Origin of the sequence: Limnobacter litoralis, from assembly GCF_030160455.1 — a bacterium.
Taxonomy (GTDB): Bacteria; Pseudomonadota; Gammaproteobacteria; order Burkholderiales; family Burkholderiaceae_B; genus Limnobacter; species Limnobacter litoralis.
Map to the genome: position 1 here is coordinate 102,460 of NZ_BSOJ01000015.1, position 13,967 is coordinate 116,426.

A 13,967-nucleotide genomic window follows, 5' to 3' on the forward strand; every position below is an offset into this window, starting at 1 on the left:
CCTGAACGGCAATTCACCAAAAGTCTAGCACGCCGACACACTTATAATTGGGCCCTGGTCAAAGTGCTCATAAAAGGAAAATCCATGTCCAATCAGTGGTCCAAAAAACAGGAAGCCTGGTCTGCCCGCTTTAGCGAGCCCATGTCAGAGCTGGTCAAGCGATACACGGCCTCGGTGTTTTTTGACAAACGACTTGCTGAATTTGACATTCAGGGCTCGCTGGCACACGCCACCATGCTCTGTGAGGCAGGTGTAATCACCCAGGCCGACCTTCAGGCCATCGAAAAAGGCATGGCCACCATTCGGCAGGAAATCGCCGACGGGCAATTCACCTGGCAACTCGACCTTGAAGACGTGCACCTGAACATCGAACGCCGACTGACCGAAATCATCGGTGAGGCTGGCAAGCGCCTGCACACTGGCCGATCACGCAATGACCAGGTTGCCACCGACATCCGACTTTTTCTGCGCTTTGAAACGGACCGGATCTGCGGCTTGATCCGCGAATTGCTGGCCTCGCTGTTGGCTGTGGCTGATCGCAATCACGATGTGGTACTGCCGGGGTTTACCCATCTGCAAGTGGCGCAACCCGTGACCTTTGGCCACCACATGATGGCCTACTTCGAAATGTTCGAGCGCGACCTGGAACGCATGCAAGACTGCCGCAAGCGAATCAACCGATTGCCACTGGGCGCAGCCGCTCTGGCAGGCACCACATTCCCGATCAATCGCCAACGCACCTGCGAATTGCTGGGTTTCGACTCAGTCACCCGCAACAGCCTTGATTCAGTGTCAGACCGGGATTTCGCAATCGAATTCTGCGCAGCCAGCAGTATTCTGATGATGCACGTGTCCCGTTTGTCCGAAGAACTGATCCTCTGGATGAGCCCCCGATATGCGTTTATCGACCTGCCAGACCGTTTCTGCACAGGCTCGTCCATCATGCCCCAAAAGAAAAACCCCGACGTACCTGAGCTTGCACGCGGCAAGACAGGCAGGGTTTATGGTCATTTAACCGGCCTTCTGACCCTCATGAAAGGCCAACCACTGGCCTACAACAAAGACAACCAGGAAGACAAAGAACCCCTGTTTGACACCGTTGACACCGTGGTAGACACCCTGACCATATTCGCTGAAATGATCGAAGGCATGAAAATCAAGCCTGAAAATCTTCGCCAGGCCACATTGCAAGGTTACGCAACAGCCACCGACCTGGCTGATGCGCTGGTCAAGAAGGGCCTGCCATTCCGCGATGCACACGAGGCTGTGGCTCGCGCGGTGCGTTACTGTGACCAACACGTCATGGGCCTTGAGCAATTGTCGGTGGCACAGCTTGCTGAAGCGCTGAATTTGCCCGAATTGGGCTACCAAGCCGACCTCGTCGATCAATCCTTGCTGGACGTGCTCAGCCTCGAAGGCTCTCTGGCTGCCCGAGACCACATCGGAGGCACCAGCCCCCGTCAGGTACGTTACGCCATCGATCAAGCCAAAATCCGCTTGCAGATGTAAGCGAAAGCCATGAAAGCCCTGCTTGCACTTTCTGCCGGCATTGACCGCTTGAACACCTGGATAGGTCGATGCGTCGGCTGGCTGGTTTTACTGGTTACCTTGGTGTCGGCCTACAACGCAGTGGTGCGCAAGGCTTTCAACATCAGCACCAATGGCCTGCTGGAGATTCAATGGTATTTGTTTGGTGCGGTCTTCCTTCTCGGAGCCGCATTTACACTCAAAGACAATGCGCATGTGCGCATTGACATCCTTTCCTCTCGCTTCTCGAACAAGACCCGTGCATTGATCGACATCATTGGCTACGTGCTGTTTATCCTGCCCTTGGTCTGCTTTGTGCTTTACCACGGCTCCCTGTTCGTGTACAACTCATACAGCATTCATGAATACTCTGCCGACGCAGGAGGCTTATTGCGTTGGCCAGCCAAGGCGCTCATCGTCATTGGCTTTGCCTTGTTGGGCTTACAGGTCCTCTCTGAGTTGATCAAAAAGGCGGATTACCTCAAGCATCTCCGCGCGGAGCAGTCCTCGTGATACCGACCGACCTGCTCATTCCGCTGATGTTCGCGGTCCTGTTTGTTTTTCTGCTGTCTGGCTTCCCTGTGGCGTTTGCCCTGGCCGCCAATGGCCTGTTGTTTGGTTATCTGGCCATTGAACAGGGCTTGATGAACTCAGCGCTGCTTCAAGCGATTCCCGAACGAATATTCGGGATCATGAGCAATGACACCATGCTCGCAATTCCCTTCTTCACATTCATGGGCCTGGTGCTTGAACGAAGTGGCATGGCAGAAGATCTGCTTGAAACAGCCGGGAAACTGTTTGGCAGGGTTCGTGGTGGATTGGCGTATGCGGTCATTCTCGTTGGCGCATTGCTGGCGGCTACCACGGGCGTGATTGCAGCCTCGGTCATCTCCATGGGGCTCATTTCACTGCCAGTCATGTTGAAATATGGCTACAGCCCGAGAATCGCAACCGGCGTTATTGCGGCTTCGGGCACGTTGGCGCAAATCATTCCGCCCTCACTGGTGTTGATTGTCATGGCCGATCAACTGGGTGTTTCAGTGGGTGACATGTACGCAGGGGCAATGCTGCCAAGCCTGACGCTCGTCGCCTTGTATCTGGCCTATGTCTTTGTGGTTTCTCGCATCAAAAAAGACGCCTTGCCCCCGCTGCCTGACCTGGGGCACACCAGCGCTTTACAGACCATTTCCACCGTCTTGCTGGTCCTTATTCCACCGCTTCTGCTGATTTTTCTGGTGCTGGGCACCATCTTTTTAGGTGTCGCTACGCCCACAGAGGGGGGTGCGATGGGCGCTGTCGGGGCTTTGGTGCTGGCGGCCGCGAAACGACGCCTCAGTCTGGCTGTGCTGAAGCAAGCGCTTGAAGCCACTACCAAATTGTCCAGCTTTGTGCTGTTTATTCTGATTGGTTCCACGGTTTTCAGCCTGACTTTCAGGGCCATTGGTGGTGACCTGTGGGTGGAACAATTGATGACCAACCTCCCGGGCGGTCAAATCGGTTTTCTGGTGGCCGTTCAACTGCTGATCTTCGTCTTGGGTTGTTTTCTGGACTTTTTTGAGATCGCATTCATCGCCATACCCCTTCTGGCACCTGTTGCGCACAAACTGGGTATTGATCCAATCTGGTTTGGAGTGATGATCGGCGTGAATCTGCAAACCTCGTTTTTGACACCGCCTTTTGGGTTTGCACTGTTTTACTTGAAATCAGTCACCCCACCTGAAGTCAAAACGGGTGACATCTACAAGGGAATTCTGCCCTTCATTTTGATTCAAATCGCCATGGTGGTTTTGATTTACCTGTTTCCCCAATTCATACAAGGGCAACAAAAACAGGTGTACAAAGACACGCCGCTGCAGCTCGATTTGCCGCTCAATGGCGGCTACCAAGACCCTTACTCAAACCCCAGCCAGGGCACCGTGCCGTTTGTACCCAAGTTCAGTCAGCCCAATCAATAAATGAAGAAGGAAAAAATGGATCAGACCGCTTGCTTGACCTCTGTGGCTGGCATCGATTCTGATTTGGAGGCAATGCGATCGGCCAATTCAACAACAAAGGTAGTCCCGTTTACCTCAGAATTTTCCAATGAAATGTTCCAGCCCATTTCGTAGCACAACTTTTTAACCACATACAGACCAATGCCTGCCTTGGGTAAATCACTGTTGCCGAAGGTGCCATCGCCTCTCGGCAAGTCCAGTATGCTGGCGTCAATTCCGGGTCCGGTGTCGGACACAACAAACCGGTGGACGCCTCCCTTTCGGGAATATTCCAGCCTGACACTCCCCTCATAAGTGTGCTCAACTGCATTAAAAACCAAATTGCCAAGCACCCTTTTCAAACGTCGAACATCGGTGTAAATGGCACCATCGTGGATTTTGGTCTCGAACAACAGGCCTTTGCTACGCGCCAGAAAGCCGATCCAGTTCTCAATACCACTGCACAAGGCTTCAGCACTCACCGATTCAATCTGGTGGTTGCGACGCTCGCCCAATTCAAAGCGTGTGGCCTCCATGGTGTTTTCTGCCAATTCGAACAACCATCTTTGACAGCTGGAAATCTGACCAATAATGGGTTCCAGACGGTCTTGACCCTTCAAGCTTGGATGGCAGACCAGCAAGCCAAGGGCATGCAAGGGCTGTCGCATGTCATGTTGTACCCCTGCAAGCCAACGTAGCCTGTCTTTCCATTCAGACAAGACCTGACGCTTTGAGGCTCGCCATCTGGACTGTTGTTCACGACGCCTTGAGACCCGTTGGCGGGCCATTCGGAAACGGCTTAAACGATCATGAAGGACTGCAAAAAAGACGATCGGCAATAAAACTGACAGGACCGATGCTGCCATGACCGGCCGAACCATGGAAGTAGCCAGGGAAGCCACACAACCGGCAAAAGCGAGTAGCCATACCCTTTCAGTGGGCGCAACCCGGCTTGTCTGGTGAATGCGCACCTTGGCAAACAGAGTCAATCCACAGACAAGGCTCAACCAGATTATTTGGAGCAACAGGCTTGGATAAAGCCCCAATAGATGAATGGAAACGGGCAGCAAAACCAAACTACCCATCAAAAAAATATCGTGATTTTTTTGAACCGACGCAGACCAATGGGTAAGCAGTCTCATAACAGCCCCGTTAGTCTGAATACACCTCATCAGACCGTTGCTCCTGCCAGGCACGATACAACATGGCGGCCTCCAGTCGATTGCGTGCATTCAAGCGTGCAAGAATACTACGGACGTGAGTTTTGACGGTTTCAGGGGACAAGCCAAGGTTTTGCGCAATTTCAAAATTGGACTCACCTTTTGCAATTCGATGGAGAACTGACACCTGACGCTCGGTGATTCTTGCCATTCTTTGACCAACCGTGGCACCAGAGCCATCGTTTTCTTTGGGGTAAATCTGTTCCGTCCAAGTGTTGCGCCTCAGTTTCAGAACCATGCTGTCCAACACGCTTAAAACGCGATCTTGAGTGATGCCCTTGGAAATGAATTCCGTTTCTGGATTGGCCTCTGCCAAATCACCAAGGATGTCCTCATTGCCCGACAGCACCAATGTTCGGCTGTAATCGAAAGTTTCAAGTGCAGTCTCCAGGACCTTTTGCGGAGGCATGTCTGGTAGCCCCAGATCAAGCAAAACCAGGTCAGGTTGTTCGAACTTGCTGTGCTCAAGCGCCGGACCAATGCGGCTGAACAACTTCACATCAAGATCGGAATAGCGGGCATTCATGATGTCGCGAAGCGCCATGGCCAATATGGGATGATCGTCGATAATGAAGACACGGAGATTGTTTGTAATTGACATGTTTAAACGTTCCATCTAAGTCAAATGCTCTGCACTCTGTAGGGGAGCCCGCGATTGCAAACCTGAGTTCCTGAGGACTATTAGGACAGCCGGGATGAATCGAATCAACCCCGGATAGAGCGACCCTGCCTTGGGTGACTTTGTGGAGGTATAAGGTTCCGACAGGAAACAAAAAAAGCGGCCAACAGCCGCTTTTTTTTACTACTCGTTGACCAATTGGTCAAAAAACTACTTCGTTCTGGGCACGAAATTGGCCATGGTGTTTTCAGTGACCCTGAACCAGTTTCTCTGATCATTGCGAAACCGGTTCCAATGGTCAAAAATCTTTTTAAATCCCGGGTTGGTTTTTGATTCTTCAGCGTAAATCGCCTCGGCCTCGCGATAAGCGGCATCCATAATGTCTCTCGGGAAAGCCCTCAACTGAACATCTGCCTGAAGAAGTCGATTCAGGGCCGCAGGATTGTCAGCGTCGTACTGCGCAAGCATCTGCAGATTGGCCTCAGCCGCCGCCATTTCAAAAGCGACCTTGTAAGGTTCAGGCAACTTTTTCCAGGCCTCCAGATTGACGTAATAACTCAAGGTCACACCAGGTTCCCAAAAACCAGGGTAATAGTAATATTTCGCAACTTTGTAAAAGCCAAGCTTTTCGTCGTCATAAGGCCCCACCCATTCCGCAGCATCAATGGTGCCCTTCTCGAGCGCAGGGTAAATATCCCCGCCGGCAATCGTTTGCGGCACAGCCCCCAAGCGGGACATGATCTTGCCACCCAACCCTGGCATTCGAACTTTCTTGCCTTTCAAATCGGCAAGACTCTTGATCTCTGTTCGCCACCAGCCACCCATTTGGGCACCCGTGTTGCCGCCCGGGAAATTAATCACGTTGTATTTGGCAAAAAACTCACGCATCAATTGCAAGCCGCCGCCATTGTAGAACCATGCATTTTGTTGTCGTGCACTCAAGCCGAAAGGCAAAGCCGAGTCGAAGGCAAAACTGGCGTCTTTGCCGACGTAGTAATAGCCAGCTGAATGACCGCATTCAACCGTTCCACTCTGCACGGCATCCATGACCTGCAGGCCCGGAACGATTTCGCCTGCAGCAAAAGGCCTGATCTCGAATTTGCCCCCTGTCAATTCGGAAACCCGGCTTGCAAGCTTGGGCAAGGTACCCCAAATCGTGTCAAGACTTTTGGGGAAACTGGACACCAACCTCCAGCGCACGGTGGGTGCTGCCGCCAGGGCACTGCCGGACAGGGCTGTCGACCCAACTGCAACGGAGCCAGTTCCCGCTTTCAACAAGAATGACCGTCTTTGCATGCTTTTCTCCTGAATTGTTTACTGTTCTCACACCCAAACTGTTTATTCGGACGCGACTGTCATCGATTCAACCAAAAGGCTTCCGCAATAACGACTGCCTCGCCAAATGGCGTCGTCACCCACAGCCACAATGTTGGCCAGCATATCCAGCAGGTTGCCTGCGATCGTAATTTCCTCGACGGGATGAACAATCAAGCCATTTTCTACCCAGTATCCGAAGGCTCCGCGAGAATAATCACCAGTTACCGGGTTGACGCCCTGACCCATCATTTCCGTGACCAGCAAACCGGTGCCCATTTTCTGAAGCAGTGCATCCAGACCACCGGGTATGGTATTGCTGGATTTCAGAAGGATGTTGTGGGTTCCACCCGCATTGCCCGTGCTTTTCTGACCCAACTTGCGCGCAGAGTAGGTCGACAGAAAATAGCCATTGACCCGACCATTTTTCACAACAGTCCTTGCCTTCACTTTCACGCCCTCTTCGTCAAAAGGCGAGCTGCCATGGCCACCCGGGATGAAAGGATCTTCTTCGATCGAAATGTGCTTGGACCAGACTTGCTTACCCATTGAATCCAGAAGAAAACTGGTTCTTCTATACAAAGCCGTACCTGACACCGCCCCAATGTAATTGCCAATCAGGCTCGATGCGATGGGCGCCTCAAAAATGACGGGAAACTTGCCGGTCTTGATTTTTTTGGAGCCCAAGCGAGCGAGTGCGCGCTTGGCCGCGTATTCACCGATGGCCTGGGGTTTGGCAAGGTCTTTGGCATTGCGCTCGACTGCGTACCAGTAGTCACGTTGCATTGGGCTGTCTTTGCTTTTTTTGGCCTGTGCGATCGGTGACACGGACAGGGAATGTCGGGAATATGGGTAGCCACCCCTGAAACCCCGCGAGTTCGCAGCAAAGAAATGCCCTTCCTCGGAAGACACATTTGCACCATCGGAATTTCGGATCTGCTTGCTCACGCTGAATGCGGCATCTTCCATCGCCAGTGCCTTTTCCACCGCTTTTGCAGTGCTCAGCTTCCAGGGGTGATAAAGGTCGAGGTCACGGTGCCTTTTGGACAGGGTTTCTTCGTCCGGCAGGCCTGCATGCTCGTCAGCCGCCGTGTATTTCGCAATGTCAAGAGCAGCCTGAATGGTTGAATCTATGGCCTGCAACGAAAAATCGGAAGAGGAGGCGTTGCCCCGGCTCTGCCCGACAAACACGGAAACACTCAATCCTTTGTCACGCGTCTGCTCGATGGTCTCCACCTCGCCCATGCGGACCGAGACCGACTGCCCAACACTTTCGCTGATGTCGACCGCGGCATCGCTTGCACCAAGCGCCTTTGCTTTTTTCAACGCGTATTCGGTCAATTCCTGAAATGTCTCTGATTTAAAGCTGAAGGCCATACTGTCCTGCTCAAGTTGGGCTTAAAAATGGCTAATATACAGCCCATGGAACATGATTTCGAAAATCAAGACGACTTTGACGCAAGTGAAAAGCCCAGCAAGTCCGCCGTCAAGCGGGAAATGCTCGCGCTTCAAGATCTTGGCAAAGCCCTTTGCGAACTGCCGTTTGAAAAGGTCAAACGCAGTGCGCCAGTCAGCGAACGGCTGCTGGAAGCCATTTCCCAATACCAAAGCTGCAAAAGCTTTGGGGCTAAAAAACGTCAATTGCAATTCATTGGCAAGCTCATGCGCTCTGAAGAGCATGAGGACATTGAGGCGTGGATCAACGGTGAATCCGTTGAACAGAAAATGCAGGTTTTGCACATGCACGCCGCGGAGCAATGGCGCGACCGCTTAATTGAAGAGCCAGCGCTGTTGGCAGATTTTATACAAGCTTACCCGCAAGCTGCCCGGGAAAATCTGAACACCATCATCAGACAAGCTTCGGCCGAGCGCGCTGCTCAGAAAGCGCCCAAAAACTACCGACAGCTTTACCAGGTCATCTACGCCATTCTGAAAGCACAACCCACCGAATAAGGAATATCCGATGAGTGATCACACACGCGACACTGTCCGTATCGGCCTTGTCTCAGTCAGTGACAGGGCCTCAGCGGGCGTTTACGAAGACAAGGGAATCCCCTCACTGAAATCCTGGTTTCAAGTGGCTGTGCTCAATCCGGTTGAATTTGTTGAAGTACTGATCCCTGACGAACAGGAAAAAATTGCTGAAGCCTTGTGCAAGCTTGTAGACGACGAAAAATGCCATCTGGTGTGCACGACCGGTGGCACTGGTCCTGCCAAACGCGATGTTACCCCTGAAGCCACGCTCGCAGTGGCCGATCGGGAAATGCCCGGTTTTGGAGAACAGATGCGGCAAATCAGCCTGCGCTTCGTACCAACCGCCATCCTTTCCAGACAAGTGGCAGTCATTCGCAAGCAATCCCTCATTTTGAATCTGCCCGGGCAACCCAAGGCGATCGCAGAAACACTGGAAGGATTGAAAGACAGTGCCGGCAAAACAGTGGTTAACGGTATTTTTGCTGCGGTGCCCTATTGCATCGATTTGATCGGCGGGCCTTACATTGAAAGCAACGACGAAGTCGTCACCGCATTCCGTCCAAAATCAGCTATTCGTCACAAACACTGACCATGACCCAACAAGAAGACCTTGTTTGCATTGACGCCGGCGACAGGCCGAAGCATGCGATTGTCTGGCTGCATGGGCTTGGTGCAGACGGTTATGATTTCGTGCCAATCGCGGAAGAACTGAAACAGCTTGGTTTGCCCGCCACCCGCTTCCTTTTTCCCCATGCGCCCAAAATTCCGGTCAGCATCAACGGTGGATACATCATGCGGGCCTGGTACAACATCAAATACACCGAACTGCAGCGCGAAGAAGACGAGGCTGGTATTCGTCTCAGCCAAAGTCGGGTTGACGGAATGATTGATCAATTGATCGCCGAGGGATTTCAACCTTCCAACATCGTAATCGCCGGCTTTTCCCAGGGCGGGGCCATTGCCTACCAAACTGCCTTGAGAAGCAAACACAAACTGGGTGGCCTGATCTGCCTGTCCACTTATCTGACCTGTGTCGACAGTTTTTCTGATGAACGCACACCGCATAATCGGGAAATTCCGATTCTGATTTGTCATGGCATTGCAGACAATGTGGTCCTGCCTGAAAGGGGTCAGAAGGCCGCGAAATTGCTTGCTGAGTGCGGCTACAATGTAAGCTGGAAGACCTACAACATGCCCCACTCGGTGTGTGCCGAAGAAATCAAAGACATTGCTGATTTTCTAAAAATACTGTTCAAAAATACAGCACTTTGATACACTGATTCTCCATCACGATGAGGATCAGTCATGCAGAATCTGTCCATCCAACAACTTGAATACGCCATCAACTTTTGGCGTCAACAAATTCCCAGCAGCAGCGGCAGCATGACCCTGTGTAAGCCAGCCAGTCACTTGGCTGAAGTTTATGCGCTCATGATCATCAACGGCCGCAGCACAATTGCATTCAATACTCTTTCAGAGCCGGCCCGGCAGGCGGTCAACGCAGCCCTTGAGGAGTCCAATCAGATCCGTCGCGCAGCATGAATGGCTTGGCTCTCGGGTTGAGGCAAGCCAGCAACTCGCGCGCGGCCTGGTGCATTCGATTGGATACTGGCGTGTTGCATGGGCCTTTCAATTGGGTAATTGCCCACTGATTCACTCCTGCCCGTGAAATTTCCAGCGTTGCACGCTCAAGCGGTGCACCTTTGCTCTGCAAGTGAAACAAACAAATTTCACCCGCCATGCATCGGTCAATGTAAGAAGGCACACAGTGATGCATTGTTCTGGCCTCGCGCAGCAAAGCATTCAACGAACTCAGCTCCATGAAATCACATTGGCCTTCAATCTGACCACGTCCAAGCAGTTCTGGCCAGAATACATCCGTGTGAGACTGGTTCATGGAGAGCTCGACCAAATGCCAGTGCGCCTGTCGTGCCAGTAAGGTGTCATAGGTCCACCCTCTCCGAATACGGTGTGCCCCTGAAAGAGAGCCTTGCAGCGTGGAGGAAAGCCAATCGGCAATTAGCGGAAACTCCTCCGAGATCACCTCCTCCTGGTTCCGGATGCCTTCAGTTCCCAACAGACGCTTCAGGACCAATCGAAGGCATTTGAGCATTTGAACACCAGGGTCTGAGCGCAGATCGTCAGCAAGTCGACGAACTGAAAGACCCAAGGCACCAAACCCGCGGAATGCCGCGGTCTGGCGATCAACCCATCGCGCGGGAAACGGACGATCCAGCGCAGCGTGACAATTGACCCAAGCGATATGAGAAAGCTGGCACCAATCAATTCTGGCCACGTAACCCGAAGGTTGAACAGTTAACCAACGCCAAGCCAATTGCGTCAGACCCATCACCACAAAGCGGTGCTTGATGCCTTTCCAGTTATTCAATCCAGACCACATGCCAGGGTCTGTGCCAAGCAAGGGCATCAGGTCGGCGTGCTCCGCCTCCCTTGCCTTAAGGGTTTTGATGTGGGCCCTCACGCGCAATGCAAAAGGCAAATCAGCGTTGTTGGGTCGAATTTTCAGGCTGAGCCTGAAAACATCACGCCCAAGCCACCGACGCACGGCCTGCAACCAGGCACGCTTGATGATTCTGAGACTTAAATATTCAGGGGCTGCCAAAACACTGTTAATTTTCAGCACCTTCCGCATTGAGGGCGGAGGCACCCAAACCGATTCCTGAAGCCCTCGACGAAGCATCCATGCCTGCTCGTCCGACATGTGCAAAGTCATGGTTTCAGGAATGCGAACACGCCAGGTGGCGTTCCACTCCAGAAAAAAACCACTGCCAGCAGACACCAGTCTGACCGGCAAATTGCGAGACATTTCAAGTTGCATGGGGAAACGAATCAGAATAAATTACAGCACCAAGCAGATATTGCAAAAATTGTTACACATACACTGAGAGCCAAGACATGAAACCGACCCAGTCAGAAGTCGTTACGCGGGACATCATACAACACGGCGAAATCTGGCTGATTTCAATCAATCGACCCGAAGTGAGAAACTGCGTCAATCGGCCCACTGCCGACGCGCTTGAACAGCACTTCAATGATTTTGACAACGACACCAACGCCAAAGTTGCCATTTTGACGGGCAAGGGTGACCACTTTTGTGCAGGTGCGGATTTGAAGGCGGTTGCCAGCGGAAATCCGGATCTGATGAATCGCATCAATCGAAGTGGCGCCGCCCCGATGGGTGTCAGCCGCCTGACCCTGCAAAAGCCCGTCATTGCAGCCGTCAGTGGATATTGTGTCGCAGGCGGGCTGGAACTAGCCTGCTGGACCGATTTGAGAGTGGCCGATCAAACTGCAGTGTTTGGCGTTTTTTGCAGGCGATTCGGCGTGCCCCTGATTGATGGCGGCACAGTGCGATTGCCAAGACTGATTGGACAAAGCAGAGCCATGGACATGATACTGACTGGGCGAGAGGTTCTCGCAGACGAAGCCTTTCAATGGGGTTTGGCCAATCGGCTTGCCACACAGCGCAGCGCACTTGATGAGGCTATTTTAATGGCCGAGCATTTGTGCAAATTGCCTCAAATCTGCATGCGAAATGACCGCATGAGTGCTTTGTCTCAATGGGGTTATGGCGAAGCCAGCGCCATGATGGAAGAATTCGAGTTTGGGTTGAATACGCTTGGGTCGGGTGAAACCAAAATCGGCGCGGAGGCCTTTACCGAAGGCGCTGGCCGGCATGGCACCGGGAGACAAGCGGCTGACAGCTGACGGCTTCGCCCTACTTCAAAGGCAATAAAACACCCACGCCAGCAGAAATGGCATCCTTGCGCTCAAATTGAACCTTGTCGACAGCAAAGTACCAATGCCGTTCAGGGTCATCCTTGTTGATCATTCTGAGGCTTTGCCAGGGTGCACCAGATCCCACCGCAGCGCTGTTGCCTGCATATTGAAGATCAATGTCTTTAGACACTGCATAACTGACACCGTAAGGGATCAGACCGATTGAGTGTGTTGTTTTGTCGTAGAGGCTTAGCGATTGGCTTTGGGCTACCTCTGCACGGTCTGCCTCATCAAGCACCGACCGATGATGTCGCAGCCCATTGAAAAAATGTTTGACTGAATTCAAGGTTGCCGGAATCGCCCCCAGAGAGAATCCACCGAGCCAGGGACTTGGGCTTGAGGGCTTCGTTAAGTGTTGCTCGTTGGGAACGCTTTTGGAGTGTGCAGGCTCTTTGAATTCAAGACGCATGCTCATTTTGAGGTCAGACGCGTAAGCCACCGAGATACACTGAGTCAATAAAAGCACACCGGCCATACCTGCGACACGGATTCTGTGTTGGGTGGGATAGGATGTGCGTAAAATTTTCATGACAACGGCCTCAGATTCCTTGTATCAATTATCGACCCGTGGATACTGCGAATCACTACCTGATCAGGTGGGGCCTGCAAGACGTGCCCCACAATGAGTACCATCCTATCCCTGCGAGTTCAAAACCAAATGCTCGATCAATGGGGCAATTTACTGTTCAGATTTTGAAATTGAGCAAATGGATCAAACATTTATACTGCCCTGAAGCGTGGAATTTCAGAACCTTAGAGATAGACAATTGACAAAGACAAACGAATCAAAGATCAGGCTTTCAGGCTTGATTGACATGGACGACACCCTTCAGCGTCTGGGGGATGATCAGCAGTTGTTTTATCAGGTGCTCCGCTGGTTCGCAGCCGACCTGCCAAACACACTGGCAGGCATCGAGACGTGTTTAGTCTCAGGCGATGCCCACAAAACCAGAGAAGCGGTGCACAAATTGAAAGGCAGCGCGGCAAATGCGGGGGCAACTGGTTTGCACGCCATGGTTGTTGAGGCAGAGCAACTGTGCAAGGCAAATGAACTGGCGAAAGTCAAAACCCGAATGGTCAGCGTCCGTCAGGAAATCAACCAGATTATCGCTCTGATTGAGCAGTTAGACGATTGAAAACAAAAAAGCCCTGATCCGAAGATCAGGGCTTTTCCGATGCCGTTTGGCATCCCCAAGGGGATTCGAACCCCTGTTACCGCCGTGAAAGGGCGGTGTCCTAGGCCTCTAGACGATGGGGACAGAAACCTATGTCGCTTGGTGGAGGTAAGCGGGATCGAACCGCTGACCTCTTGCATGCCATGCAAGCGCTCTCCCAGCTGAGCTATACCCCCGTTAGCGAAGACCGCGATTATGTCTGTTTTCGAAAATGTTGTCAACAGTTTTAGTTGAGTTTTTATTTTCTTAAACCAACACAGTGAATGTCATGAAAACCAATCCACATGCGTCTTTGCTGTCATTGCCTCAGCAATCCGAGCAGGTCGAATTATACACACAATTGTCGGTTAAACTGCAAGCGTAT

At 52.2% G+C, this 13,967-nt stretch carries 15 protein-coding genes and 2 tRNA genes; 9 read left to right on the forward strand and 8 right to left on the reverse strand.

Annotation, left to right across the window (positions count from 1 at the left end):
- Window positions 1-84: 84 nt before the first annotated feature.
- From argH to QQJ87_RS07540, 3 genes are read left to right on the forward strand one after another with little or no spacing between them, the layout of a single operon-like run.
- Window positions 85-1,509 carry an argininosuccinate lyase gene (gene argH / locus QQJ87_RS07530; RefSeq protein WP_284280956.1) on the forward strand — a complete coding sequence of 475 codons (1,425 nt, stop codon included), beginning with the start codon at window positions 85-87 and terminating at the stop codon, window positions 1,507-1,509.
- 9 nt (window positions 1,510-1,518) lie between these two features.
- Entirely contained in the window at window positions 1,519-2,040 is a 522-nt protein-coding gene (locus tag QQJ87_RS07535; RefSeq protein ID WP_284280957.1) for a TRAP transporter small permease subunit, read from the forward strand.
- A gap of 26 nt (window positions 2,041-2,066) precedes the next feature.
- On the forward strand, window positions 2,067-3,482 hold the full coding sequence (locus QQJ87_RS07540) for a TRAP transporter large permease (RefSeq protein ID WP_284281337.1): 1,416 nt from the start codon (window positions 2,067-2,069) through the stop codon (window positions 3,480-3,482).
- Between the two features lie 20 nt (window positions 3,483-3,502).
- Here the strand turns inward: QQJ87_RS07540 and QQJ87_RS07545 are convergent, their stop codons facing one another.
- From QQJ87_RS07545 to pmbA, 4 genes are all read right to left on the reverse strand, one after another.
- On the reverse strand, window positions 3,503-4,642 hold the full coding sequence (locus tag QQJ87_RS07545; RefSeq protein WP_284280958.1) for a sensor histidine kinase: 1,140 nt from the start codon (window positions 4,640-4,642) through the stop codon (window positions 3,503-3,505).
- Window positions 4,643-4,652: 10 nt separating this feature from the next.
- Window positions 4,653-5,321 carry a response regulator transcription factor gene (locus QQJ87_RS07550; RefSeq protein ID WP_284280959.1) on the reverse strand — a complete coding sequence of 223 codons (669 nt, stop codon included), beginning with the start codon at window positions 5,319-5,321 and terminating at the stop codon, window positions 4,653-4,655.
- Between the two features lie 228 nt (window positions 5,322-5,549).
- Window positions 5,550-6,635, reverse strand: a complete 1,086-nt coding sequence (locus QQJ87_RS07555; RefSeq protein WP_284280960.1) for a TRAP transporter substrate-binding protein — start codon at window positions 6,633-6,635, stop codon at window positions 5,550-5,552.
- 42 nt (window positions 6,636-6,677) lie between these two features.
- On the reverse strand, window positions 6,678-8,030 hold the full coding sequence (gene pmbA, locus QQJ87_RS07560; protein WP_284280961.1) for a metalloprotease PmbA: 1,353 nt from the start codon (window positions 8,028-8,030) through the stop codon (window positions 6,678-6,680).
- A gap of 27 nt (window positions 8,031-8,057) precedes the next feature.
- Between pmbA and yjgA the strand changes: the two genes are divergently transcribed.
- From yjgA to QQJ87_RS07580, 4 genes are read left to right on the forward strand one after another with little or no spacing between them, the layout of a single operon-like run.
- Window positions 8,058-8,606 carry a ribosome biogenesis factor YjgA gene (gene yjgA, locus QQJ87_RS07565; RefSeq protein WP_284280964.1) on the forward strand — a complete coding sequence of 183 codons (549 nt, stop codon included), beginning with the start codon at window positions 8,058-8,060 and terminating at the stop codon, window positions 8,604-8,606.
- A 10-nt stretch (window positions 8,607-8,616) separates the two neighbouring features.
- Window positions 8,617-9,216 carry a molybdopterin adenylyltransferase gene (gene mog, locus QQJ87_RS07570; protein ID WP_284280966.1) on the forward strand — a complete coding sequence of 200 codons (600 nt, stop codon included), beginning with the start codon at window positions 8,617-8,619 and terminating at the stop codon, window positions 9,214-9,216.
- A 2-nt stretch (window positions 9,217-9,218) separates the two neighbouring features.
- The gene (locus QQJ87_RS07575; RefSeq protein ID WP_284280968.1) at window positions 9,219-9,899 is read left to right on the forward strand and encodes an alpha/beta hydrolase; all 681 of its coding nucleotides are present in this window, start codon (window positions 9,219-9,221) and stop codon (window positions 9,897-9,899) included.
- Window positions 9,900-9,932: 33 nt separating this feature from the next.
- Window positions 9,933-10,169 (forward strand): DUF3717 domain-containing protein, encoded by a 237-nt coding sequence (locus QQJ87_RS07580; protein WP_284280969.1) that lies wholly within the window; start codon window positions 9,933-9,935, stop codon window positions 10,167-10,169.
- On the opposite strand, the gene QQJ87_RS07585 is transcribed toward QQJ87_RS07580, so the two are convergent.
- Window positions 10,123-11,454 carry a PcfJ domain-containing protein gene (locus QQJ87_RS07585; protein WP_284280971.1) on the reverse strand — a complete coding sequence of 444 codons (1,332 nt, stop codon included), beginning with the start codon at window positions 11,452-11,454 and terminating at the stop codon, window positions 10,123-10,125. The two genes, QQJ87_RS07580 and QQJ87_RS07585, sit on opposite strands and share 47 nt — an antisense overlap.
- A gap of 89 nt (window positions 11,455-11,543) precedes the next feature.
- On the opposite strand from QQJ87_RS07585, the gene QQJ87_RS07590 reads away from it, so the two are divergent.
- The gene (locus QQJ87_RS07590) at window positions 11,544-12,356 is read left to right on the forward strand and encodes a crotonase/enoyl-CoA hydratase family protein (protein ID WP_284280972.1); all 813 of its coding nucleotides are present in this window, start codon (window positions 11,544-11,546) and stop codon (window positions 12,354-12,356) included.
- Between the two features lie 10 nt (window positions 12,357-12,366).
- Here the strand turns inward: QQJ87_RS07590 and QQJ87_RS07595 are convergent, their stop codons facing one another.
- Window positions 12,367-12,957 carry a hypothetical protein gene (locus QQJ87_RS07595; protein ID WP_284280973.1) on the reverse strand — a complete coding sequence of 197 codons (591 nt, stop codon included), beginning with the start codon at window positions 12,955-12,957 and terminating at the stop codon, window positions 12,367-12,369.
- A 286-nt stretch (window positions 12,958-13,243) separates the two neighbouring features.
- Here QQJ87_RS07595 and QQJ87_RS07600 point away from each other — a divergent pair, with 286 nt between their 5' ends.
- Window positions 13,244-13,564 (forward strand): Hpt domain-containing protein, encoded by a 321-nt coding sequence (locus QQJ87_RS07600; protein WP_284280974.1) that lies wholly within the window; start codon window positions 13,244-13,246, stop codon window positions 13,562-13,564.
- A gap of 47 nt (window positions 13,565-13,611) precedes the next feature.
- Here the strand turns inward: QQJ87_RS07600 and QQJ87_RS07605 are convergent.
- Both QQJ87_RS07605 and QQJ87_RS07610 read right to left on the reverse strand, forming a co-directional pair.
- Window positions 13,612-13,687 (reverse strand) — tRNA-Glu (locus tag QQJ87_RS07605).
- A gap of 16 nt (window positions 13,688-13,703) precedes the next feature.
- A tRNA-Ala gene (locus QQJ87_RS07610) sits at window positions 13,704-13,779 on the reverse strand.
- Window positions 13,780-13,967: the final 188 nt, after the last annotated feature.